Annotated in this window: 26 protein-coding genes and 1 pseudogene; 10 read left to right on the top strand and 17 right to left on the bottom strand. The window is 58.4% G+C overall.

Features of this window, described 5'->3' with window-relative positions; genetic code table 11:
* The first annotated feature begins 91 nt into the window (after nt 1-91).
* From AB6803_RS28670 to AB6803_RS28655, 4 genes are read left to right on the top strand one after another with little or no spacing between them, the layout of a single operon-like run.
* Nucleotides 92-697: an FMN-dependent NADH-azoreductase gene (locus tag AB6803_RS28670; protein WP_371112086.1), complete on the top strand. Its 606-nt coding sequence runs from the start codon at nt 92-94 to the stop codon at nt 695-697.
* Nucleotides 698-724: 27 nt separating this feature from the next.
* Nucleotides 725-1,156 (top strand): DoxX family protein, encoded by a 432-nt coding sequence (locus AB6803_RS28665; protein ID WP_371112085.1) that lies wholly within the window; start codon nt 725-727, stop codon nt 1,154-1,156.
* A 25-nt stretch (nt 1,157-1,181) separates the two neighbouring features.
* Nucleotides 1,182-1,643: a DsrE family protein gene (locus AB6803_RS28660; RefSeq protein WP_371112084.1), complete on the top strand. Its 462-nt coding sequence runs from the start codon at nt 1,182-1,184 to the stop codon at nt 1,641-1,643.
* A 46-nt stretch (nt 1,644-1,689) separates the two neighbouring features.
* A complete protein-coding gene (locus AB6803_RS28655) occupies nt 1,690-2,241 on the top strand; it encodes a TlpA disulfide reductase family protein (RefSeq protein WP_371112083.1) in 552 nt (183 codons plus the stop codon).
* Between the two features lie 419 nt (nt 2,242-2,660).
* Here AB6803_RS28655 and AB6803_RS28650 read toward each other — a convergent pair whose 3' ends face one another.
* The 8 genes from AB6803_RS28650 to AB6803_RS28615 form a co-directional block, all read right to left on the bottom strand.
* Entirely contained in the window at nt 2,661-3,668 is a 1,008-nt protein-coding gene (locus AB6803_RS28650; RefSeq protein ID WP_371112082.1) for an alpha/beta fold hydrolase, read from the bottom strand.
* Nucleotides 3,669-3,801: 133 nt separating this feature from the next.
* Entirely contained in the window at nt 3,802-4,518 is a 717-nt protein-coding gene (locus tag AB6803_RS28645) for an anti-sigma factor domain-containing protein (protein ID WP_371112081.1), read from the bottom strand.
* On the bottom strand, nt 4,515-5,057 hold the full coding sequence (locus AB6803_RS28640) for a sigma-70 family RNA polymerase sigma factor (RefSeq protein ID WP_371112093.1): 543 nt from the start codon (nt 5,055-5,057) through the stop codon (nt 4,515-4,517). Before AB6803_RS28640 ends, AB6803_RS28645 begins: the two co-directional genes overlap by 4 nt.
* A 121-nt stretch (nt 5,058-5,178) precedes the next feature.
* Nucleotides 5,179-5,616 (bottom strand): DUF2177 family protein, encoded by a 438-nt coding sequence (locus AB6803_RS28635; RefSeq protein ID WP_371112092.1) that lies wholly within the window; start codon nt 5,614-5,616, stop codon nt 5,179-5,181.
* 32 nt (nt 5,617-5,648) lie between these two features.
* Complete coding sequence (locus tag AB6803_RS28630) at nt 5,649-6,026, bottom strand: DUF2147 domain-containing protein (protein WP_371112080.1); 378 nt, start codon at nt 6,024-6,026, stop codon at nt 5,649-5,651.
* Nucleotides 6,027-6,040: 14 nt separating this feature from the next.
* Entirely contained in the window at nt 6,041-7,288 is a 1,248-nt protein-coding gene (locus AB6803_RS28625) for a class I SAM-dependent methyltransferase (protein WP_371112079.1), read from the bottom strand.
* Nucleotides 7,285-8,106, bottom strand: coding sequence for a DUF1365 domain-containing protein (locus AB6803_RS28620; RefSeq protein ID WP_371112078.1), 822 nt, complete (start codon nt 8,104-8,106; stop codon nt 7,285-7,287). Before AB6803_RS28620 ends, AB6803_RS28625 begins: the two co-directional genes overlap by 4 nt.
* Nucleotides 8,103-9,464 (bottom strand): NAD(P)/FAD-dependent oxidoreductase, encoded by a 1,362-nt coding sequence (locus tag AB6803_RS28615; RefSeq protein WP_371112077.1) that lies wholly within the window; start codon nt 9,462-9,464, stop codon nt 8,103-8,105. Before AB6803_RS28615 ends, AB6803_RS28620 begins: the two co-directional genes overlap by 4 nt.
* A 197-nt stretch (nt 9,465-9,661) precedes the next feature.
* Here AB6803_RS28615 and AB6803_RS28610 point away from each other — a divergent pair, with 197 nt between their 5' ends.
* From AB6803_RS28610 to AB6803_RS28600, 3 genes are read left to right on the top strand one after another with little or no spacing between them, the layout of a single operon-like run.
* Complete coding sequence (locus AB6803_RS28610) at nt 9,662-10,453, top strand: DUF1295 domain-containing protein (RefSeq protein WP_371112076.1); 792 nt, start codon at nt 9,662-9,664, stop codon at nt 10,451-10,453.
* Nucleotides 10,450-11,478 (top strand): cyclopropane-fatty-acyl-phospholipid synthase family protein, encoded by a 1,029-nt coding sequence (locus tag AB6803_RS28605; RefSeq protein ID WP_371112075.1) that lies wholly within the window; start codon nt 10,450-10,452, stop codon nt 11,476-11,478. Before AB6803_RS28610 ends, AB6803_RS28605 begins: the two co-directional genes overlap by 4 nt.
* Before the next feature lie 59 nt (nt 11,479-11,537).
* Nucleotides 11,538-11,996 carry a hypothetical protein gene (locus AB6803_RS28600; protein WP_371112074.1) on the top strand — a complete coding sequence of 153 codons (459 nt, stop codon included), beginning with the start codon at nt 11,538-11,540 and terminating at the stop codon, nt 11,994-11,996.
* A gap of 70 nt (nt 11,997-12,066) precedes the next feature.
* On the opposite strand, the gene AB6803_RS28595 is transcribed toward AB6803_RS28600, so the two are convergent.
* The 5 genes and pseudogenes from AB6803_RS28595 to AB6803_RS28575 all read right to left on the bottom strand — a co-directional run bounded on the left by AB6803_RS28595 (nt 12,067) and on the right by AB6803_RS28575 (nt 14,515).
* Nucleotides 12,067-12,318, bottom strand: a complete 252-nt coding sequence (locus tag AB6803_RS28595) for an FAD-binding domain-containing protein (RefSeq protein WP_371112091.1) — start codon at nt 12,316-12,318, stop codon at nt 12,067-12,069.
* Nucleotides 12,203-12,442 carry an FAD-binding domain-containing protein gene (locus AB6803_RS28590; protein ID WP_371112073.1) on the bottom strand — a complete coding sequence of 80 codons (240 nt, stop codon included), beginning with the start codon at nt 12,440-12,442 and terminating at the stop codon, nt 12,203-12,205. The genes AB6803_RS28595 and AB6803_RS28590 overlap by 116 nt, the downstream gene beginning before the upstream one ends.
* Before the next feature lie 79 nt (nt 12,443-12,521).
* A pseudogene (locus AB6803_RS28585) lies at nt 12,522-12,641 on the bottom strand (hypothetical protein); the annotation flags it as partial.
* A 92-nt stretch (nt 12,642-12,733) separates the two neighbouring features.
* Entirely contained in the window at nt 12,734-12,880 is a 147-nt protein-coding gene (locus AB6803_RS28580) for a hypothetical protein (RefSeq protein ID WP_371112072.1), read from the bottom strand.
* A 315-nt stretch (nt 12,881-13,195) separates the two neighbouring features.
* Complete coding sequence (locus AB6803_RS28575) at nt 13,196-14,515, bottom strand: LLM class flavin-dependent oxidoreductase (protein ID WP_371112071.1); 1,320 nt, start codon at nt 14,513-14,515, stop codon at nt 13,196-13,198.
* 167 nt (nt 14,516-14,682) lie between these two features.
* Between AB6803_RS28575 and AB6803_RS28570 the strand changes: the two genes are divergently transcribed.
* From AB6803_RS28570 to AB6803_RS28560, 3 genes are all read left to right on the top strand, one after another.
* The gene (locus AB6803_RS28570; protein ID WP_371112070.1) at nt 14,683-15,612 is read left to right on the top strand and encodes a LysR substrate-binding domain-containing protein; all 930 of its coding nucleotides are present in this window, start codon (nt 14,683-14,685) and stop codon (nt 15,610-15,612) included.
* 487 nt (nt 15,613-16,099) lie between these two features.
* Nucleotides 16,100-17,014, top strand: coding sequence for an ABC transporter substrate-binding protein (locus tag AB6803_RS28565; RefSeq protein WP_371112069.1), 915 nt, complete (start codon nt 16,100-16,102; stop codon nt 17,012-17,014).
* Nucleotides 17,015-17,306: 292 nt separating this feature from the next.
* A complete protein-coding gene (locus tag AB6803_RS28560) occupies nt 17,307-18,488 on the top strand; it encodes an aromatic amino acid transaminase (protein WP_371112068.1) in 1,182 nt (393 codons plus the stop codon).
* Between the two features lie 221 nt (nt 18,489-18,709).
* On the opposite strand, the gene AB6803_RS28555 is transcribed toward AB6803_RS28560, so the two are convergent.
* The 4 genes from AB6803_RS28555 to AB6803_RS28540 are packed head-to-tail and all read right to left on the bottom strand — an operon-like array spanning nt 18,710 to nt 23,839.
* Nucleotides 18,710-20,290 (bottom strand): amidohydrolase family protein, encoded by a 1,581-nt coding sequence (locus AB6803_RS28555; RefSeq protein ID WP_371112067.1) that lies wholly within the window; start codon nt 20,288-20,290, stop codon nt 18,710-18,712.
* Entirely contained in the window at nt 20,287-21,342 is a 1,056-nt protein-coding gene (locus tag AB6803_RS28550; RefSeq protein ID WP_371112066.1) for a questin oxidase family protein, read from the bottom strand. Before AB6803_RS28550 ends, AB6803_RS28555 begins: the two co-directional genes overlap by 4 nt.
* The gene (locus AB6803_RS28545) at nt 21,323-23,017 is read right to left on the bottom strand and encodes a CocE/NonD family hydrolase (protein ID WP_371112065.1); all 1,695 of its coding nucleotides are present in this window, start codon (nt 23,015-23,017) and stop codon (nt 21,323-21,325) included. Before AB6803_RS28545 ends, AB6803_RS28550 begins: the two co-directional genes overlap by 20 nt.
* 3 nt (nt 23,018-23,020) lie before the next feature.
* Entirely contained in the window at nt 23,021-23,839 is an 819-nt protein-coding gene (locus AB6803_RS28540; protein ID WP_371112064.1) for a creatininase family protein, read from the bottom strand.
* Nucleotides 23,840-23,845: the final 6 nt, after the last annotated feature.

Genomic DNA, 23,845 nt, shown 5'->3' with positions numbered 1-23,845 from the left:
GCATAGCAATCTCCTTTTCTGGAGATTGAATCACATACCAGCACCAACATGAACCCCGTTATGGGGACACGGCCTAGGTAAGGAACTCGTCATGTCCATCCTGCTTCTCACCGCGAGTCCGCGCCCCGGTTCGTATTCGACCCAGATCGCCGTCGAGCTTACGGAGCGACTAAAAGCGGCTAACCCTGCCACGGCGCTGGTTCATCGTGACCTCGCGGCCAACCCACTGCCACACATGGACAGCAATTTTGCTGTTGGGATCCGCAAGCCTGTCAGCGACCTGAACGAGGCGGAAGCCGCGATCATCCGCCTGTCGGATGAGTTGGTCGACGAACTCAGCACGGCGGAAACACTGGTCATTGGCACCGCGTTCATCAACCTGACCATCCTTTCGAGCCTTAAATCATGGATCGATTATATCGTCCGGGCTGGAAAGACTTTCAAATATACCGCTGGTGGCCCCGAGGGGATGCTTAAAGGCAAGAAGGCCTACATCGTGCTGGCCTCGGGCGGGACCTATTCCGAAGGGCCGGTGGCGGCACTTGATCACGCCACGCCATACCTGTGGGCCCTTCTGGCCCTCATCGGCATCACGGATGTCGAGCTGATCCGTATCGAAGGTGTGAGCCGCGGCCCCGACGCGGCGACAAACGCTATTACCCACGCGCGGGCTCAGATTGCTCGCATCGCCGCCTGAAGCCCCATTACCGAAGAGGAAATTCCCATGCAAGAGAACATTGTCTCTACGTCCGTTCCGCCTGTCGCCAAAATATTGCAGATCAGCCTCTGGACCGTTCAGACGCTTCTGTTCGTCACCTTCCTTGTGTTCGGCTACCAGAAGCTCTTCATGCCCGCCGAAGCTCTGGCAGCTATGTGGGGAACGCCATGGCCGACCCAATATCCAACGCTGTTGCGATTGACAGGCATCGTTGATGCGGCGGGTGGGCTTGGTATTCTTCTGCCCGCTTTTACCCGCATCCAGCCGCGTTTGACCGTTCTGGCGGCGCTGGGCTGCGCCGTGCTGCAAATCTTCGCCATTACTTTCCACGCCTCGCGTGGTGAATTCGCAGCCCTACCGCTCAACTTTGTTCTGCTTCCTCTCGTGGTCTTTGTCCTTTGGGGCCGCGGTAAGAAGGCACCTATCTCTCCACGGTGATTTTGGCAGACAGGACGCCGCCGCCATGGTCTCTTCCAATAAATTGTCTCGCAGGGGGCTGCTCGCTGGCGCAACGATCCTCACGGCGGGTGGGCCAGCCGTAGCCAGGGATGCTCCTACCGTTGACGGCGTGGTGATCCTGATCGACAGCAGCGATCCCTATGTTATGGGACACGCAATCAGCTATTCTTCCAACCTCGCCAAACACTTCGCCGACAAAGGCGCAAGACTGCTGATTGAGGTCGTCGCCAATGGCAGGGGCATCGAAGTGTTTCGAGCGGACAAGACAACGCTTGCCGAGCCGCTCGCAGCGCTACGCCAGATGCTGCCAGACCTCACCTACAGCATGTGCGCATCGTCCAAGGCAATTGCGGAAGCCAAGGAACATATCTCCATTCCACTGATACCCGACGCTGGGCTGGTCCCCTTCGGTATCGGGCGAGTGGTTGACCTGCAACTCAAGGGCTGGGCCTATATTCATGCGTAATGCTACGTTCGCTCCTTCCGTCTCCCTGTCCAGACGATCGCTACTGATGGCGGCGCCGGCACTGCTTGTAACTCCCCGCGCAAGTCATGCGCAGGGCAAGGATCCCGCGTGGCCTCCGGTGTTTGAAACGGTCCGCAGCCAGTTCACGCTGTTGGAACCCCGTGTGACGATGGCGCCGCTTCGGCTTCGGGATCTGCATGGCAAAGACGTCGTGGTGACAGCAAAGCCAGGACGTATCACGCTGGTCAATCTTTGGGCGACGTGGTGCGCGGCTTGTCGGGAGGACCTGCCGGTCCTTGCAAGCCTTGCCGGATCGCAAGGCAGCCAGCTTGATGTCGTCACGATTTGCACCGACACGGCGGACCTGCAGAAAATACGCACATTCCTCGATAGTATCCCTGTACAAAACCTCGCCTGCTACACCGACGTGTACAAAGCGGCAACCGGGTCATCCGCTTCGGTGTTCACGCTTACTGGCATGCCCACCACCTATCTGGTGGGGACTGGCGGTCGCATCGAGGGCTACATTACCGGCGCGGCCGAGTGGTTGTCGCCGGCAGGCGCAAGGTTGCTGCAATTCTATCGTGAGCAAATCTAGAGTGGTCCAACATCGGATCATACCGATCCAACGGGGATGCGAGCCACGAAAACAAACTGTTACACACGATGATCCGATACTTTCAAAGCCACGATCGACGAAATCGAACATCTGCGGATAGCGAATGAACGTGATCCCGACCCTGCAGAGGATGTGTCGGAAGACGCTCGCGAGGAGCGGGCAAATGACTGGCCGGCCGCAAGCATGTGAGTACGAAACCTGCGACCCGCCGTGATTGAGAATGTGGTATGCTACGGTGCCCCAATCTGTTTTGACAGATAACCTGAGATCCGCGTTTGATTTCACGGCAGGACGGCGTGGGCCGCAACTACGGATCCAAATAATTGATTCTAAAACACTAAAATTGAGAGCTGATTTCGAGAGGTGACGGAAATTTGCGGCAGCGCGAACGTCAAGGCTTAGTTCCGCCCATCGTCTGCGATCCGTTTCTCGAGCGCTCTCGCCTTCGATTTCAGATAGCGGTTCTTCCCCGCAACCTTTTCGATCGCAGCAATGGCAAGGTCGCTCGCGATATAGTCCGATTTATGCCCGAGATTGTGGACAACCAGAAACTCCGCACCCCTTATGTCGCGTGCGAGATGGCGCGCATGAACGTCAGGAGAAACGATCTCGTCCGCATCTCCCGTGATGATGACGGTCGGCGCTTTGATTTCGTGATATCGCCTGGAGGCGATCTCTGCCCAATTGCTCAGCGCCGCGATCTCCTGTGCGTTGTGACGAAAAGCTATGGGCCTTAGGGCCTGCAGGGCTTTGGTTTTTTCGATATAGCCGGGGGGTGGCGAATTCGGCGCGAAAACCTCCTTCGTTGCCCGATCGATCGCCAGAAGTCCGATCGAAAGAGCGACGATTGTACTGAACAGTGGACCGGTGATCGGCGCGCGCGCCGCTTGGTAATACCAGGCGATCCCGCCCGGCCATGGGTAGACCGCGGGCGACAGAAACACGAGCCCGACCACCTTTTCCGGATAACGGACCGCGAGAGCGGCGGCAATGGCCCCACCGAACGAATGGCCGACGATGATGGCCTTGCGGATACCGCGTTTTTCCATCAGGCGGGCTATTGCATCGGCCTGGCCATCGGGAAGGATATTCTCACTCCCTCCGATATCGGAGCGTCCATGACCCGGTCGATCGACAAAGAGCAACTCCGCCCTGCCCTCCAGCTTGTCGCGGAACGACAGCATCGGGTCATAGAGGCTCGTGCTCGCGCCATGGATGAAGACGATCGGCGGAAGATCGGCCTTTCCGGTTGCGCCGACAAGAACACTGTTGAGCTTGAAGCCGCCGACATCGATGCGGACTTGGCCCCCCGGCGGTTCGGCGGCCATCGCAGAAATGCCGAGAATATTCATTGCGAAAATCAGGGTGATGAGAATGGGGATAGGCCGAAAAATACGGTCGGTCATGATCTCTCTTGATAGGTTCGGGATCAACGCTGTTTGCAGCTAGAGACAAGACGAAGAGCAGACGTAAATAGTTTCAGCGCCACCGCGAAATATCATCGCGGCAACGGGAGATCCCCCTCTCCTTAGGAAAAGATCAAGATCTGCGGGCGACACCACTCGCAATCACCGGACCGGTGGGCAAGCCTGTCGGCGAGCCGCCAAATGGTTCTAGACTGACGGCGAAGGTCGCGCCCTCGGCCATGCTCCCGCGAAGGTCGGCCGGGATCACAAGTTCGCCGTCCGCGCCCGGTTGGAAGACGCCGAGCGACTTCGGATTGCCGCTGCCTGGCACCAGCCAAAGCTGCAGTGACTTCTCCCCCGTCCCGCTTGCGGCGACCGGCACAATGCGCAGACGGCCGCTTGCGGCGTCATAGGAAGCCAGCAGATTGACCTGATTATTCGGTGCGGAAAGTTCCGCCACCAGTGGCGTTGTGCTGTGCGTCGTTGGAACGGCGCCGGAAGTATAAACCAAGGCAATGATGGCGACAGCAGATGTCGCGAGCCAAAGCCGGCGCCAGAAAATGGCGGAATTCCAAAAACCATGGGATGGCGTTGCCAATTCGACAGGACCAAACAGGCGCCGCTCAATCTGCGTAAAGACGGCAGCGCTTGGCGCGAGCTCCTCATAATCGTCGTTGAACGATGCAAAGTCCGTCTGCCATCGTTCAATGACTGCGGCAAAGGCTCGATCGTTCGCGATGCGCTGCTCGACCCGGCGCCGCGCTTCAAGCGACAACACGCCGAGTACATATTCGCCGGCCAGGATTTCGTCCTGCGCGCGTCCACCTTGACCTTGATCGCCCGATGTCATCGCTGCATGCACTCTCTGAGTTTGAGTAGGCTCCGGCGCAGCCATGTGCGTACGGTATTCAAGGGAACCTTCAATTCCTCCGCCAGCTCGAGATAACTCAAACCGTCGACATAAGCGCTCCGAACCGCGCGGGCACGCACTGCATCCAGTTCCTGCATGCAGCTATCGATCCGACGGCCCTCGTCAGCGATCGCCACCTGCTGCTCCGGATCGGGGCTATTCTCGTCCGCAAGATCATAGGCCTCGTCAAGATCGTCGGCCACCGGCTTTCTTGCCCTGATAGTATCGATCGCATGATTGCGTGCGATCGCAGCCAACCAGACGGATGGCGCCCCCGCACTCGTTGCAAAGGTTTTGGAGCGCTGCCAAACCTTGATATAGATTTCCTGAAGGGCTTCCTCCGCGTCCGTTCTGTCCTTCAAAATACGAAGACATATCGAGAAAAGTTTCGGGTTCGTCGCCCGATACAATTTTGCAAAGGCCGCGCGATCTCCCATCGCGACGTGATTGATCAGAGCTGCGATCTCATTGCTTTGCATTCGGAAAGAACCTTCTCGCCCTCTGTATATAGAGACGGGAGATCTGGAAAAACAACCCGCATTCGTCGCGAAAACACGGCGTTGAGGAATGGCGAAGACGGGCTGCGTCAAGTCGCGAGCGTTAGCCATCAAGGTTGTTCGCGCGTTGTCTTAGCGCACCGTCGATCCCACTCGTGATCCATCGGCCGGCGCCGGAGGCGAAAGCAGAAAGAAGAGTGCCCCAGATGAGGTCCGCCACCGTAAGTGTCGTCGACCAGTTCTTCAGCGTTGCCTGGTTGGTAAGATCGTAAGCCGCATAGGCCGTGAAGCCGAGTACCGCGCCATGGAGAACCGCTATACCAAACGAGCCGGATACCAGTCCTGGGCGAATGGCAAGGAACGTCAAACCGGCGACATAGACGAGATAGAAGAGTACGGCGGGCGTCAGCCGGAAATCCGAAGTCAGCATATCGCCCATCGCCGGTCGATAGAGACGATCTGCCATGGTCACGAGCCAAATGCTGTCGATCGCCACGAAGACCGCCAGAGTGACGACATAGGCGATGATGTAAGTCTTCATGGAAAGCTTCGGCATGTCTGCACTCCGTTTGGCTAGTTGATGCGCGACCAATTGACGTCCTTGCAGAGGAGCCCCGCGAGCACGCAGCCTCTCGTGGTCATCGTATCGCCCTTGACGCTCACGCTTATCTTGTAGGTCAGGTTGCGCTGCGGATCGAAGGCCGTACCCGAGTACCCGCCGTCCGAAACCGGCTTGATCGTCATCGTCAATATGTCGCCGGCCTTCTCACTCGGAGTACCGGGCTTAATCCAGGTATTGGTGGCACAGATGTTCGATCCGCATGGCGCGATCCTTACCTTGGCATTGCCGTCACCGCGCGCCCACTGGCCATCTATACCAGCCGCATTGGCCATGGTTGCAGAACCCAAGCTCAACATTGCCGCAACCGTTACAATCCACTTGAAGTGCATGTCTCGTTCCATCGCTACCGCCCCTTAGGCTCGGAATGTTCGATCGTGTAGAATCCGACGTTGATCGCCCCCTCTTCGAAGCCGGCCTCGCAGTAGCAAAGGTAATAGTTCCAAAGCCGTCTGAAGCGGTCGTCGAAACCGAGGGCGGCAATTGCCGGCCAGCGAGCATGGAAACGCGACCGCCACTCGGCGAGTGTGCGAGCATAGGATTTGCCGAAATGCTCGGTCTCGATGAGTTTCAGGCCTGCCTTGGCGATCTCGGCCGCAACGGCGGAATCCGAGGGCAGGAAGCCGCCGGGAAAGATATATTTTTGGATGAAATCCGTATCCCGACGATAGGTTTCGAAACGGCGTTCCTCGATGGATATGATCTGCAGAACCGCCCGGCCGCCCTGCTTCAGGCATCGCTTCAGCGTCTGGAAGTAAGTTGGCCAATAGGCTTCACCGACGGCCTCGAACATCTCGATCGAAACGATACGGTCAAACTGTCCGTTCGTATCGCGATAGTCCTGCAACCGAAGATCGACCTGCTTGTCCCGGCCGGCCTTAAATACAGCATTCTTCGCCCAGGAGAGTTGCGAGGGCGAGAGCGTGATGCCGGTCACCTCCGCATCCGCTTCACAGGCAAGATGCATGGCAAGAGCGCCCCAGCCGCAGCCAATCTCGAGAATTGTCTCGCCGCCGCTCAATGAGAGCTTTTTGCGGACCCTCTCAAGCTTGCGCTGCTGGGCGGCTTCGAGCGTCGGTGTAGCCGCGTCCCAGATTGCCGAGGAATAAAGCATCGAAGGATCGAGCCATTCCTTGTAGAAGTCATTCCCGAGGTCATAATGCGCCTCGATATTCTTTCGGCTGCCGCGTTTCGTGTTGGCGTTCAGCAGATTTCCCAGACGATAGAGCAGCCGCATCAACGGGGATCCATGGATCGCCGGGGCAAGAGCCTCACCGTTCCTTGCCGCAAAGCGGATAGCCGCGGTCAGGTCCGGCGTAGTCCAGTCTCCATGGATGAAGCTCTCGGCAAATCCGATGTCGCCGCCAGTCAGAAGACGGCGCAGCATGCGCCAGCGTCTCACGACGATCGTAGCGTCCGGCCCGGGCTCCGATCCGGTTTTCTCGATCAATCCGCCTGATGGCAGTTCTATTCTCAATCGTCCATAGCGGATATTGCCGAGCAGCCGCTCAAGCAATCTGCCGCCAAAACCGAGCCGGTCCGTTTCGGTGGAAACATCGAGCGGAATACCGGGGGAATCTTCAAACGAGCTCATGAACCTCGACCTTGCTGTATGTGGGCGCTGTGTGCGGATGGGGGGCGAACGAGGGAGACGGGCATTTCCGGCGGACGCGGGTGCTCACGCAGACGGATGCCTTTCAGCCAGATCTTGAGGGCCTCCCAGTGGATGCCTCCGATCACCCTGAGCGTCAGGAACGGGATCGCGACGAAGGCTTTTAGCAAGGCGGCATCCGAAAGCTCCACGCGCCGCGCTACGTGCCGTGCCGTCAGCACCAGACCTTTGCAGTCGAACGTGTCGATCCGGATCACCAACGTGTCGGTGGGCAACGAAACATGAAAAGTGTAACGGAGGTCCATGTCCATGAACGGCGAGACATGGAACACCTTCTCGCAATGCTGGACGATCGCGTCACCGACTTCATCCTCGACGGGGATCATGTAGCCATGGCGCTCACCGAAGGTGTTGTCGACCTCCCAGAGGATGGCCTTGATTTGCCCGTTCCTGTCGTAACAGAAGAAAACGCTGAGCGGATTGAAGGCCCAGCCGAGAAGCCGCGGCATCGTCAAAAGCCGGATCGGGCCGCCGTCCGGTTCCACACCGACCGCACGCATGCAGCGCTCCACCTGCGCTCGAAGGTCCGAGCCCGAGCGGTCGCCGCGATCCCTGCGGTAAAATGAAAAGAGATTGAACCGATCGACGGAGAACCAGCGCAGCCGGCGATCGAGTTCATCAAGTTCATCGAGATCGATGAGCAGCGAATAGATGCGATAGGCGAGCTTATGCGCCTTCGGTGTCAGTCGCGCATGCGTCACATGGCCGGGAAAGAGGGCTGATTGCAGTATGGCCTTCATGCCAACACCTCTTGCGTGGTCGAGCCGATGACCGGCTTGCGAACAATGCGGGCGCTTTCCTGTGCCACCTGCCAGGGCCGGCGCAGGCCACCGAGATCTTCGGCCACGGCAAGTCCCGCCTGCATTCCGTCCTCATGAAAGCCGGAACCGAAATGGGCGCCGCAGAACCATGTGTTTCGAACGCCCTGCAGCGACCAAATCTCCCGTTGCGCCCGCTCCGTACCCATGTCGAAGACCGGATGTTCGTAGACCTCGCGGCGGATAATCGTCTCCTCGCGCGGCGATCGGCGTGGGTTGAGCGTCACGAAGGTCGGCGGAGCCTGGCCGAGCGGCTGCAGCCGGTTCATCCAGTAGGTGATTGACGGTTGGGTCGCCGCCTCGCGCGTGTCGGCGAGATAGTTCCAGCTCGACCATGCGGCTTGGCGCTTCGGCATGAGACTGGTATCACCATGCAGGACCGCTTCATTGCGGGAATAGGAAAACGCCCCGAGGATGCGCCGCTCCTGCGGGCTTGCGTCAGTCAGCATGCGCAACGCCTGGTCCGCATGGGTGGCGATCACCACATCGTCGAAGATATGCCGGCCACCCTGGGCGTCGATGATCTCCACATTGTCGGTACCGCGGCGGATCGCCTTTACCGGCGTCGAGAGCCGGATGCGATCTGCGAACCCGCTCGTCATCCGCTTCACATATTCACGGCTTCCCCCCTTGACCGTGCGCCAGATCGGCCGGTCCCAGAGTTCGAGCAGGCCGTGATTGCGGCAGAATTTCACGAAGTGCGCCGCCGGATATCGGCCGACCTCCATGGCCGGCGTCGACCAGATGGCCGCCGCCATCGGATAAAGGTGATCCTCGCGGAAAGCACGGCCATAGCCGTTGCGCACCAGATAATCGTCCAGCGAGATGCCACCCATCGTTGGCAGATCGTGTGGCGCTTTGCGATAGAAGCGCACGAGATCGCGCATCATCGACCAGAAGCGCGGGTTGATGACATTTGATTTTTGCGCGAACAGACCGAACCCGGTACCGCCGGAATATTCATAGGCCCCGTCGTTGAGCGATACCGCAAACGACATGCTGGAAGCAGCCGTCGGGACATCCAATATGCGAAACAGGGCGGTGAGATTGGGATAGGTGACCTCGTTGTAAACGATGAAGCCGGTATCGACCGAAATGCTGCCTGCTGTATCGTCGAAATCCACCGTATTGCTATGGCCACCGACGCGATCGGCCGCTTCAAATACGGTGATGTCGTGGCGCTGCGACAGCAGCCACGCGGCCGAGAGACCTGAGATACCGGTGCCGATGATTGCGATGTTCAAGCGACGGCCGCCCGTGTTTCGATCGTAATATCCCATGAAATCCTCTCTTCCGCGCGACGATCCCAGCCGTCTCTTCGGCCGCTTCGAAACAGTTACGAGAGGTCTCCACGACGAGTTTCACCAAGCCCGTATTTTTTTGATCGATTTTTTGACGCGGGACGAAACTAGTTTTGCCCACCCTCCGTAGATACGGGAACGAGCGCAATGACGCGTTCCGCAACGCGAGGGGTTTGATGGACTACCTTCTTCTGGCTTTCATCGCGATCTGCCTTTCCCTTGCAATGACGGGTGCCTGGACCGTGCAGCGCGAGACCGGCGCAAGCGGCTGGATCGATACGATCTGGTCCTTCGCGGTCGGGCTCGGCGGCATTGGCGCGGCGATCTTCGCCGGCGGCGCGGTTGACCGGCGCATCGCGGTTATCACCATCATCGCCGCCTGGTCGCTCAGGCTCGGCTGCCATATCGGTGCGCGCACCAGAGCTGGTGGCGAAGATCCGCGCTATGCCAAACTTGTCGAGGAATGGGGCGATTCGGCCCCCTGGCGTCTTTTCGTGTTCCTGCAGGTCCAGGCGCTTGCTGCCTTCATACTCGTGCTCGCCGTCTATCTCGCGGCCGCCAACACCGCGCCTTATCCACGCGCATCCGATCTCGTCGCCATCCTCGTCGCAGTCATAGCGCTCAGTGGGGAGGCAATCTCGGACGTACAGCTTGCCCGCTTCCGCAAGACGCCCGGCGCCAAGACTGCCGTCTGCGAGACCGGGCTCTGGCGCTATTCCCGCCATCCCAATTACTTCTTCGAATGGCTCGGCTGGTGCGTCTGGCCGCTCTTCGCCCTCTCAGCATCCCCCTGGAGCTGGCTTTCGCTACTCGCGCCGGCACTGATGTACTGGCTGCTGGTCTATATCTCCGGCATCCCGCCGCTCGAAGAACACATGCTGAGATCGCGCGGCGAGACGTTCCGCGCGCTGCAGACCCGCGTCAACGCCTTCTTCCCCGGACCCCGCAAACATGGAGATTTGCAATGAACATGTTGGCCTTCGCCATCAACACCGCAGAGCGGGCTCCGCTCACCGACGGCATGACGCTCGCAGCCATCGATTTCCTCTGCGGCCGCACCAAGCGCAAATTGGCTGCCGCGCCCGAGAAAGCCGAACGCGCTTTCCTTGAGACGATGAAGCATTTCCCCGTCGCCACCCATACCGATGAGGCGAACCGTCAGCACTACGAAGTGCCGGCCGAATTCTTCTCCCTGGTGCTCGGACCGCAGCGAAAATACTCAAGCTGCCTCTATCCGGGTGCCGATACGACGCTTGCCGCAGCGGAAACTCATGCGCTCCTGCAGACGGCGAAGCATGCCGACATTCAGGACGGCATGAACATCCTCGAACTTGGCTGCGGCTGGGGCTCCTTGTCGCTCTACATGGCGCGGCGTTTCCCGAATGCCCGGATCACCTCAGTCTCCAATTCAGCCTCGCAACGCCAATATATTCTACAGCAGGCGAAACAGCGCAGTTTGGACAATCTCTCAGTCATCACCGCTGACATGAACGATTTCTCGGCAGGTCAGACCTATGACCGGGTCGTCTCGGTCGAAATGTTCGAGCATATGTCCAATTGGCGCACCCTTCTCGAACGGGTCCACAGCTGGTTGAAGCCCGACGGCAAGCTTTTCCTGCACGTCTTCACGCACAGGGATTGCTCCTACCGCTTCGATCACTCCGACCCCGCCGATTGGATCGCCCATCACTTCTTCACTGGCGGTATCATGCCGGCTTTCGATCTGCCACACCGTTTCGGCGATCTCTTCAAGGTAGAACAGGACTGGCGTTGGTCGGGCACGCATTACCGCCGCACGGCTCTCGATTGGCTCGCCAACTTCGACCGGGAGATCGACCGCGTCCAGCCAATTCTCAAAAGCGTTTACGGCAAGGACGCCTGGCTATGGCAGCGCCGCTGGCGCCTGTTCTTCCTGGCAACAGCCGGCCTGTTCGGCCATGACAACGGCGATATCTGGGGCGTCGGCCACTATCTTCTGACGCCAGTCGCCTGATGTCGGGGCTTGGAATATCACCGGATCCTCTCACCCGGGCGAGCATCACGATCGCCTGGGTGATTATAGCGAACAAGCCTTTCTACCCGCTCTATGTCTGGTGGCTCGTAGGAAATGGCATTGTGGCTTCGCTCGGCACGCTGATTGCAGTACCTTTCTTCCTGGCCATTCCGTTTCTTGCAAGCCGCTCGCCGCTCGCAGCGCGCCTCGCGCTGCCTCTCATTGGTACGATCGATACGCTCTTCGAGACAAAGCTGTTCGGCACTGGATCGGGCACTGCGCTTTTCCTGGCACCCTGCATCATGCTGGCAGCGCTGTCATTTCATGGCGGAGAGAAATGGTGGCAGCGAGGCGTGACAGCCTTCATCTTTCTGGCTTTCATCATCTCGCGGATTTATATCGGCTTGCCACTTCACGCTTGGACGGACACAGATCTATCGACCTTGCTGAACCTCAACGCCTTCGCGGTCGCGAGCCTGATGGCTTTCATCGCGCTTCGTTACGCTGGCGTCCGATAAATTCCATTTATGAGGCTGGGAGACCCTGCCAGGATCGCTCCCCACGAAGGTCCCCGGATAGACCGCGCGTTCACCGGAGCTCTAGGGCTCCACGGCAATATTCGTTGGGAGCATTACAGCCCGAAGCCTCCCATGGACGATGAACATAGCGTGCATCTGTATCTTTGAGGGCGGGTATCCATTCCTTAGCGTACACGCCGTTCGGGTCAAATCTCTCCCCCTGAAGGATGGGATTGAAAATACGATAGTAAGGGGCTGCGTCGGTGCCGGTGCCCGCAACCCACTGCCAACTCGCGGGATTGTTGGCGGGGTCCGTATCGATGATGCGTGTCCCAGAACCAGGCCTCGCCTTCGCGCCAGTCGATCAACAGATGCTTGACCAGAAATGAAGCGGCAATCATGCGAACACGATTGTGCATCCAACCGGTAGCCCAGAGTTGGCGCATTCCGGCATCGACGATGCGGATAACCGATTCTACCCTGTGGCCAGGCCTTGAATGCCGCTGGGTCTCTTCTCCACGCCATACGGTCGAATTTTCGCTGCAGGTTTTGCGTGCTCAAATCTGGATTATGGTAGAGCAGATTATAGGAAAACTCTCGCCAGCCGAGTTCGGATAGAAATTTATCCGGCTTTCGCAGATTCATCTGCTGGTGTTCCGCTCCTGCAGCGATTGCCGCATGCCAGGCTTGGCGAACGGAAATGTTTCCGAAGCTGAGATATGGCGACAAATGTGACGTCAGATGTTTGTCTGGGCGATCCCGGCTCTCGGCATAGTCCGATAGCTGGTCGGCCAGAAAACGGCCGAGCTCATCCTGCGCAGCAGGCTCCCCATGCCGCCAAGCAGCTCGCAATCCGCCCGCCCAGTCAGGCGAGGAAGGCTCAAGCTTCAGCTCCTCAAGTTTCACCAAGAAGCGTGACACCCGATCCGGGTTGCTCGCGAACGTCATTCCGTTTGGTGTGGCAATTGGCACCGGCGGTCCGCCGAGCTTATTCACCGCTCGCCAGAAGGGGGTGAACATCCGAAACGGCTCGCCCGAAGCGTCTTTAATGGTCTTAGAAAATAAAATCGGCTTATTTTATGGACTTATGTGGAAAAAAGGGTTTCGGCTCAGGGTCTTAATATCGGCAAAGCATACGCGCCGGTCGGCGGGCTCGCTGCGGCACCCTCGAACGGCAGAGATGTATCTGGCCATGCGCCCTACCCTGCGGAAAATCTGTTTGCCGGACGAGCCAGACCCAGGCGTTCACGCAGTGTCCCGGGTTCGTATTCGGTGCGGAAAAGACCACGCTTTTGCAGTTCAGGAACCACCTGAGTCATGAAATTTTCCCAGTCTTCAGGCAAGAGCGGAAACATGAGGTTGAAGCCGTCGGCCGCACCCGAAACGAACCAGTGTTCCAATTCGTCCGCTACTTGGCGCGGCGTACCCGCGACAAGCGGGACGGAGCCGGTGTTGGCGATCTTGCGCGCCAGTTGCCTGATCGAAAGCCCCTTATTGGCCTCGTTCCGGACAATCGCAAGCCAGGTTCTCCAGCCATTGTAGCTGGCCTCTTCGGGCAGGTCTGGCACAGGGCCGTCGAGAGGGTAGATAGACAGATCCGTACCAGCCCAGCTCGACAGGAGATCGACGGCGACCTCATCAAGCATCAGTGATTCCAAATATGCCTGCTTTTCCTGCGCCTCGGAGGTCGATGAAGCCACGATCGGCAGGATGCCTGGCAGCAGCTTAAGGCTTTCGGCTTTGCGTCCGTATTTTGCCAGCCGATCATTGATGTCAGCGCGATAGGCAAGCCCTTCCTGCTCATTGCGAACAATGGCGAAATGCAAATCTGCTTGCGCGGCGGCGAGTTCCTTGCCGGCATCCGATGAGCCGGCTTGGACAATCAGCGGATGCCCCTGCGGCGGGCGCGGAACGTTAAGGGGACCTTTGACCTTGAAGTGCTTTCCATGATGGTTGAGGGCGTGCACATGGTCGCGATTGGCGAAAATGCCCGAGCTTTTGTCAATCACCAGCGCATCATCTTCCCAGCTGTCCCATAGAGACTTCACGACGTCGAGGAATTCGTTGGCACGCTCATAACGTGTCGCGTGATCGATGTTTGAATCGCGCCCGAAATTGACGGCCTCTTCCTCGAGTGCCGACGTCACTACATTCCAGCCCACGCGTCCCTGGCTGATGTGGTCGATCGAGGCAAACATTCTGGCAGTGTTGAAAGGCTCTGTGTAGGAAGTGGATGCAGTGACCAGGAACCCAATGTCCTTGACGACAGCGGACAGGGCGGAAACGAGTGAGAGAGGCTCCAGGCGGGGATTGGCATAATGGGTCAACCCGCTTCCATAGGTATCCCAGACGCCGAGATGGTCCGCAATAAAGATTGCGTCCAGCTTGGCACCTTCGGCAATGCTGGCAAGCCGACGGTAGTAGTCGAGATCGAGAAATTCGTGACGAGGCGCGCGTGGGTGCCGCCATGACAGGCGGTGGTCTCCCTGCGGATTGAAGAAGAAACCAGCCAGGATCATGCTTTGGCGCGACATTCCGCACTCCATTTCGGGGTTCAGGATGGTAAGACAATGCAGCGCCTGCTTCCTAGCATGCGCTTTCTGCGGCCAATTTAGGCAAGTTTACTTTCGGGTAAAAACGATTATTTCTACCGGAATGAAAAGCTCAGCTTAACTTTGGTGCATGCATGACTGGTGTTCTATCCCTTCGAGGTCTGCAGGCGTTCGAGGCTGCGGCCCGGTCAGGAAGTTTTGTCGCGGCCTCCGAAGAACTGGGGATTTCGGCGGCAGCCGTCAGTCAGCTCATTCGCGCCCTCGAGGAGCAGGCCGGACGAAAACTGTTTCACCGCGCCAATAGGCGTGTCGTGCTGACGGAAGCAGGAATGGACGTGTTTCCGCAACTTCTCAACGCCTTCGCGGACCTGCGCAGCGTTGCACGCGAGCTTGACGGGGGCGACCGCCGGTCCTCGCTGGTGATATCGGTGGCACCGTCGGTGGCGATGGGGTGGCTATCCGCGCGCCTGCCGGACTTCCTTCGCTTACACGGCTCGGTCGATATTTCCCTGCGCGGGGAAGATGATCCCGTGCCATTCGAACGTGAGCGGATCGATTTCCGTCTCTCCTATGGGCGCTCGCATTACCCGCAGCATCATGTGGAAGACATTGTCACTGACGCCGTCTATCCGGTCTGCTCGCCCGCATTCCTGGACAAATATGGGGGGGCGCTCTCCACCGAGAGCATGCTGGAGGCGACCTTGATCCACACGGACTGGGGACCTTCCGCCGCATCGTTCCCGTCATGGAGAACCTGGTTTGAAAAAGCCGGCTTGACACCAAACCGCCAGATGCAACGCGGCATCACGGCGAATTCATCCATGGCAGCGATCGATTTCGCTTGTGGCGGCTTGGGTATCGCGCTTGGTCAAGGACTGTTCTGCGCCGATCTGGTCGAAGCGGGTCGTCTGGTTGTCGCCACAAAACAGAGACTCCTGCTCGCAAATCCGTATTGCATCTACCTACCTCAGCGCAGCGCAAACCGCCCCTTGGTGACGTCGTTCAAAGCCTGGTTTGCGGCAGAGTGCGTGCGGTGTGTCGAATCGCCAGCGCTTGTCGCATGACCTGATGTATCGATAAAAACGGGCATCACAGATGGATCGCCGAGAAGCGCGAAACATTGCTCCTTCCAAATGTTGCGGGCGAGTTGCAATTCCAACCATGCCCATCGGCGCCTTGGAATGCCATGGCTCTATCGCACAACTTGAAGGCATGTTTTTCTATTGCCACGCAAAAGTTGATGATTTTCGACCACTTCACTCAAGGGTCTGTGCTATAATCTCCTAATGATATCATAGATTTGCTCACCTGCCGGAGTCGGGGTCACGCACGTTCTTTCGGGTAATTTCATGCGATCGCGATTTGACCAGCCACCGGCCGAGAACAAGACCATTTAAAATGCCACAGCTTGGTTTCTCTCAGTATAATCGTCCTAATCGGCATCATATCGAGGGCCGCCGTCTCTGCCGGACTGACGATGCTTGGGACGGCAGCGCTTATCAAAGAGCAACTTTTTCACCCCAATGACTATTAACAAACGGAGTAGCTTGCATGACATTTAAGATGATCACCGCCGTTGGTGCATTCGCGCTTATGGCCCTTTCAGCCGCGTCGGTACTCGCAGCAGACGATCCGCTGTCGGCAGCCCCGGCTGTGCGAAGCGACACCACGACCATCATCGTCGGTTCCGCGGATTTTCCTGAAAGTCAGCTATTGGCGACGATTTACGCCAAGGCGCTGGCTGCCAAGGGTGTTCCAGTGGAAACGAAGCTGAACATTGGCAGTCGCGAGGTATATATTCCTGCGCTGATCGACGGATCGATCGATCTTCTGCCGGAATATGCAGGCGCAACATTAAATTATCTCGACAAGAACGCCACCGCCCACTCGCCAAGTGATGTTGCCGCGGCCCTCAAGGTGGCCCTCCCCAAAGGAATCTCAATGCTGACGCCTTCCGCAGCACAGGATTCCGACAGCATTGCCGTGACGCGTAAAACAGCTGAGAAATACAAACTGAAGACGATCGCTGATCTTACACCAGTCGCATCGCAACTCGTGCTTGGCGGCCCGCCGGAATGGAAGACGCGCAAGGAAGGCATGATCGGCCTGAAAGATCTCTACGGCATAGAGTTCAAATCGCTAAGAGCGCTCGATGTGGGCGGACCTTTGACGCTTGCGGCACTCGTGAATGACCAGGTGCAGGTCGCAAATCTATTTTCGACTGACCCCGCTATCGCCGAAAACGACCTCGTTGTGCTGGAAGACGTCAAAAATCTTTTCTCCGCTCAGAACATCGTTCCGGTGATCGCCACTCCCAAAATCAGTGACGTCGTAACCAAGACGCTCGATGCGGTCTCTGCCGCTCTAACGACAACGGATCTTGTTATCATGAATGGCCGTCTGGCCAACCATGACAGCTTCGATGTCGTGGCCGGCGATTGGCTTGCGAAACACAAGTTGGACTGATTGCAATCAGGTGGGGCGCGGCGTTCGGCGCGCTCCACGCATGGCCTATCGTGTATATTTCCGAATTTATACGGGGTCTCGGAGATGGTGAATCGTGAAGACTTGCCATCTCCGCTCTATGGGTTTTGAACGAAGAAGACTCATGAAATCATGAGGTCCATATCGTCACAATTCGTTGCGCTTCAAAAGCAGGTGCTTGCCGCGATCCACGCCGGATCGCAAAGTGAGTTGGAACATTGATTCTGCCAATGTGAAGCAGTTGCGTATTTGACCTCAGTTCGAAGGAAAAGCCATGTTCGAAACCCTCACTGCCGCCCCGCCAGACAAGATCCTCAGCCTCTCGATTCTCTACAAGAACGACGAACGGCCGACGAAAATGGATCTCGGCGTCGGCGTCTACAAAGACTCGCACGGTGCGACCGTCATCATGCGGGCCGTGCGTGACGCCGAGAAGCGTCTTTATGAAAGCCAGACGACCAAGACCTATGTCGGCATGGCAGGCGATGAAGGTTTCAACAGGGCCATGCTGAAGCTGGTCTTTGGCGAGAACACCGATCTCTCGCGCATGTTCGCCTGCCAGACAGCGGGCGGCTCGGGCGCGCTTCGCACGATCGCCGATCTGCTTGTAAAGGCCAGGCCTGACGCCACCGTCTGGCTCTCCGACCCGACCTGGGTGAATCATGTGCCGATCCTGAAGGCTGCAGGCTTCAAAACCGCGACTTATCCGTATTTCGATCCCACCAGCGGCACGGTGAAGGCCGATGCCATGCTCGAGGGATTGAAGCAGGCGAAGGCCGGCGACATCATCCTATTGCATGGCTGCTGCCACAACCCGACCGGCGCCAATCTGACGATCGAGCAGTGGGCTCCGGTCGTGGATCTTCTCATCGAGCGCGACCTTTTCCCCTTCGTCGACCTCGCCTATCAGGGCTTCGGCGACGGTTTGGAGGAAGACGCCGCCGCCGTTCGCCTGCTCGCAAGCAAGGTGCCGGAAATGGCTGTCGCCACCTCCTGCTCGAAGAACTTTTCGGTTTACCGTGACCGCCTCGGCGCCGTCATCCTGATGGGCAAGAGTGCGGAGAGCGTAAAGATCGCCGGCAGCCAGGCGCTCGCTACCACTCGCGTACTGTATTCCATGCCGCCGGACCATGCGGCCGCCACAGTCCGCATCATCCTCGAGGACGATGCACTGCGCGCTGACTGGAAGTCCGAACTCGAAGCCATGCGGCTTCGCATGCTCAATCTGCGAAAGGGCTTTGCCGAGGCGCTCCGTCGCCAATCCAACTCCTCTCGCTTCGATTTTATTGCCGATCATCGGGGCATGTTCTCGCGGCTCGGCCTGACCGAAACACAGGTCGATCGTCTGCGAGACGAGTTCGGTATTTATATGGTCAGCGATTCTCGCTTCAACGTCGCGGGCCTCAGAGAGGATCGGCTCGACGACCTCGCCAAGGCCGTGGTTGCCGTGCTGTGAGGGAAGTTTGAAACACTTGAGGAGCCGGCGCGAGCCGGCTTTTCAGCGCGATGACATGCCCGGATCTTTGGACTGGGTATTTAAGGGCTCAAACCTCGCGTGATTAGGAGCCGTCGGGCAGTTCCCCATGCCTTCCGCGTGAACCGCTCATGGGGTTCCCATACCGATAGGTACGGCAAACAATTGTTCTCGCCGAGGTGATCAGGGTCATTGCGCAATGACTATTCACAGTCCTGATTGTCGGCCATCGAATTATATCGATACGCGCGCTGCGCGGTCGTTGGCGTGAATTTTCGGTGATGCGCCTCCAAATGCGGAAGAAGGGCGCCGATGGCATTCCACGCCTGCGTCTCTGTCTGCGTTTCCGGGCCTTTGAGTATATCTGCAATTTCGAGCAGTACGGCCTCACGGTCGATCGTGGTAACCTTGCCGTTGTCAACGACCAGACACCCGCCGATAAACACCTGATGGACGGCATGTCGCCCCCCGCGATGCAGAACGGCATCCGCCGGAGATGTTCTCATGTTGAGATGCGGGCGGCCAATCTTTCGCCGATCCATCAGCACGATATCAGCTTGCAGACCGGGTTCGAGCCGGCCCGTAAAGCCGCCGAAGCCGACGGATTTGGCGCCATGTTCCGTGGCCATCTGCAGCACAGCACCGGCATCGGGCCGGTCGTTCCACAGTCCGGTTTCGCGATGCAGCGCCCAGACAAGTTTCATTTCGAGCGTCATATCGCGATCGTCGGCGATGTTCGACTGGTCGATGCCGAGCGCCACCGGAATGCCGCGACGCCGCATCTCGTTGACGGGAGCAATGCCACTGCCAAGCCGGAGCCCCGAAGACGCGTTGTGACATATGGTACAGCCGCAGTCGGCGACTATGTCGAGATCGGCGCGGCTCATCCAATTGCCATGGCCAAGCGTCACATTGGGGCTGAGGCACTCGAGCGCCTTCAAATGCTGTACAGCGCTGTGACCGAACTTATTATGGGCAAAACCTGATTGCCGCTCGGTTTCCAGAAGATGCATATGCACCTGTGCGTCAGAGGTGCGCGCCGTTTCGAAGATCGTCTGGAGGCATTCATCGGTGCACCAGTGAAGGTTCGCCGGCGCGAGATTGATGCGGACATGATCGGGCTGCGCCGCCAACCAGCGCTCGCTGAGCGCTCTGTAAAACGCCATGAGCTCTACGATTGGCACTGCGGCAGCGTTAAGTTTTGGCGCAATCCACGCGCGCACGGCTTCGGGAAGGGCGGCAAGAACGTTTGCGTCGTCATCATAGGTCAGAATATTGCGGTCGCGGATCATGAAAGAGAAACCGGCCCGCATGCCGATCTCGGTATAGGCTTTAAGCGTCGCATCTGCCGTGGCCATCCAGCCATCCGGTGCGCCGGCAAATCCACTGTTGATATGCTGTACCATCGTGGTGCCACTTTCCAGCATCTCGATCGCCGAATAGAGCGTGTCGAGCCTGACATCGATGTGACGCATCGCCCGGAACTGCGGCAGCCATAATTCCAGCGGCGCAAAGGGCACGCCCTGCATCAAGGGAGTTATGCCGAAATGATGGTGGCTGTTGACCAGTCCCGGCATGGCAATCATGTCGCGGGAGCCAAACCGAGGAAGATGGTCGTTGCCATAGGCAACCGCCGGCATCGGTCCGATCTGAGCAATCATGCCGCCATCGACACGGATGCCCACGTCATGGCGCATCGCCATGCTGCCATCGGGCGCAAGGCCGCAAAGCACCGTCCCGGCTTCGATAATACAATCGGCGGTTCTCGACGTCGCTGCCGTCATTTCAGGTAGTCTCCGATAAGACCTAGGCGACGAGCAACCACAACACCATAGAGCGGGTCGCCATAGACCTTCATTTCCTCGCTTGCGGAAAAGGCAAGGCTGATATCGTGCTCATCATAACTCTGCGCGGCGATCGCGTGTATCTCGGACCAATCGGGGGCCTGTATGTTACGCCAGCGATCAACCACGACTTTGTCCGGTATCTCGGGAAAACCAAGCTCGCCCATCAACGCGGCAATACCCTGCCAGAATACCCGCAACATCCGATAGAGCGTTTCCTCATCGCAATGAGGTGCAAGCAGGCGGATCCAGTGTAGTCCGGTGATGACATGCAAGGCTGCAAAATGCTGGGTTGCGGCAAACAGCGAAAGGGCGGTGGATGCCATTAGCTCCATGGTCTCCGGCCCAATTTCAAGCCAATCGACGACGGGTGCAAACGCCGGCACGTTGCCGGCGTCCCGCATATTTTGCCACAACAGCTCATGCAGCTTCATGCCATGCAATGGTGCAATCTTTGCGGTCATCGCAAGCACTTCGGCTGGGTCGCGCGTTATGGGCGGCGTCCCCTTTGCTGATGGAAGCGGCAGATAGGTGGCGGCCCAATAGGCAAGCGCGATTGCGACATCTGCCTCGTTGCCTCGAAGAACGCCATAGGCCGTTCGCATCAGTGCGTGAAAAGCGCTGGCAGCAATACCGGCCGCAAGATCGGGGAGATAGAGCTGCAAGGCACCATGGATCCCCAGCCTCGTCAGCTCGCCTGAGAAGAATATACGCAGATCGGGTTCCCGCTCGCGCGCTCCGATTGCCGCTTTCCAACTGTTGCCATCGAGGGACGCAATCGGCTGAGCGAAGGGTATGAGCTGCTTTGCATCTCTGTAGTGATCAAAGAAGCGCCGAAGTTGAGGAGGCGCGCCACCGATGCGGTCGAGTGCCACGAGAACCATTGGGGCGTGATTGGCGAATGTGTGCGAAAATTCCGATCCCCACCCCGGCATGTCGGCCAGGATTGCCTCAAGGCCCTCGGCGGCTTCTTCATTGGAGATCGCTGGCATATTGAGCCTTTCTAAGAGTGGCGGCAGCACTTTCGGCGCCAGTCTCCGCCAGGAGCCGCAAGCGGATGGCAGAGGAGTGGGCATCACCGGATCGAAGCACGAGTGTTGTGACAAGCCCGTCGATAAAAGCCGCGTGCTGGGGACGGACGCCGGTGCCCGGATTGACCGGGAAAGCTGGAAACGATGCCGCCTGAATAGAAAGGCGCAGACAATGTCCCACCGGCACCGTCATGCACATCGGACGCATCTTGACGATAATCACCGATACGTTGTCTTGTACCATCATAGTCTTATGACCGGCGGTCACTGTGATGGCCGCCCCGTCCGGGGCGAGTGCACTTAAGGTGCAGTCAAGATCGAAGCTTGGTCGGTCGCAGGTCAAAAACAGCTCAACGTCCGGTGCTCCAACCAGAAAGAGCGGGCTGTCGAGAGGTTCCGAGGTATAGACGGCCACATCGGCCCGGTCATCGATCGCTGCCCTGTCGACAAAGTCCGATGGCGTCCCAAGATGCAGACCGACGCTTGGAGCTGGCCGCCATGGATCGTGCACCAGATAGTCGGAGCTCCAGGAGCCCGCCTTTTCGTCAAGCTTGCCATCGACACTCGTCGGCGCCGCCCGGCCGCTCGATCTGAGATGGAGCAACAACTCGTCGGTCTTCGGCAGGTTTTCGAAACCGACCCAGGCCTTCCTGCCTATATCGAACAGCCGGATTTTCGGATGGCGGTTTTCGCGGCCTTTCAGGACCTCGTCGAAAAACGCTATTATCTCCGGGTCGATCCCGCCTGCAGCTTCGAGCCCGGCATCCAGCGCGCCGACCCGTCGTCCCCAGGGGAGGTGCGACCAGGGTCCGACGGACAACCGCTGCAGGCAGGGACCCGACGAAAAAGCGTCAAAGGCCGCAAAGGTGCCCTCAAGCATGATGTCGTTCCATCCGCCGACATGCAGAACCGGAACGTCCAGCGTTACGCCCTCAAGCACCGTCTTTGGCGACCTTTCCCGCCAATAAGCCGGATCGTCGGCGGGCCAATCATGGTAATGCGTGTATCGCGATGCATGCTTCAACGCTTCCGGCTTTGCCGAAATCGGGTCGGAGTGCAACGATGGCAGAGCGGCGCGCAAGGCGTTGACGGCAGCAATGTCACCAGCCAGCCGGGCATTTTCAACCGCCATTTGACAGGCCCACACCTGGTTTGACTGCAAACGGAACCCGTCGCCCTCGAAGGCCCAATGATTGCGCACGTCGAAGGCTGCCATCGCGATCGCCATGGCATCAGGAACTTTTCCGCCCGATCGTTTCGCACCCGCAAGCGCCATGAACTGGTTCATGCCATGGTAGCTGAACCCGTAGCTCGCCACCCTGCCATTACCGCCGGCAAGATCGGCTGCCAGCGAAAGTGTGAGCGCGCCATCGGCGATATCGTCTTCGAGAACCCTGAATACGCCCTGCGAACCGCCCCTGCCCCGCACGTCCTGCACCAGAACGATATAGCCTTGGGCTGCATACCAGGCGGGATGTGCCAGAACGACCGTCGAGGCAACCTTGCGTCCGTAGGGCAACCGCATCACCAGAACCGGATATGTTTCCGGTCCGACGGGGCGATAGACATCGGCAGCCAACTGCACTCCGTCTGTCATTTGCATATGAAGAGTTTCGACGTCGCGGATCGCCAGCATGGCTTATCTCATTGCCGAAAAGCGGGTTTCGGAGGTGAGCTGGCCTATGTCAAAACTGCGAACGGCTTCGATAAGACGAACCAACGCAGCCGCAGCACGATCAAGAACGACCACACCCTTGTCGGCATCAGCATTGGCGGCATTGCCGCAAACGCCGGCCGGATGAAGATCCTGCGCCTGCCAGCCGAAGCCCACCGCGCCTTCTGCCGTTAGCAGGCTGCCGGACTGTTCGATGCCGACCGTTAGCGGCACAAAGTCTTCTGCCTTGTCCATGACGACCAGCTCTGGCGCAATAGCAAGCATCATGCTGGTTTCGATATCCCCGCCGTGGATACCATGAAGAATTTCCGCCGAAGAAAACAGATCTTCGACCGGCGCTATCCGGAACCAGGAGCAGGCAACCGCAAGCATATCGAGCTCCACACGGATATCACGGCAGGTCATGTCCATGAGCGAGATCTGCCCGCCATGCGAATTGAAAAGAATGAGCTTTCGGGCGCCCGCACGCTTCACGCTTCTGGCGATGTCGAGCCAGACGAGGCGCAGTGTTTGCCCGGAGATGGTGAGCGTGCCCGGATAGGCCAGATGCTCATCCGATTTGCCAACGTTGAGTGCCGGCAGGATCAAGACGTCGGCACCAGCGTCAAGCAAGAGCGTCATTCGATCAAGGATGCCGGCATTGATCGCCGCGTCCACCTTCACAGGAAGATGAGGGCCATGCTGCTCGATAGCCGCGATCGGCAATATGACGACCGTCTCGCTCAAATCACGGGAAGCGAAATCGGCGGTCGAGTGATCGGTCCAATAAAAAGAGGTCGTCATGAGGTA

It is taken from the genome of Rhizobium sp. RCC_161_2, from assembly GCF_041355235.1.
Lineage (GTDB): Bacteria > Pseudomonadota > Alphaproteobacteria > Rhizobiales > Rhizobiaceae > Rhizobium.
This window is presented reverse-complemented; position numbering and strand designations above follow the sequence as displayed.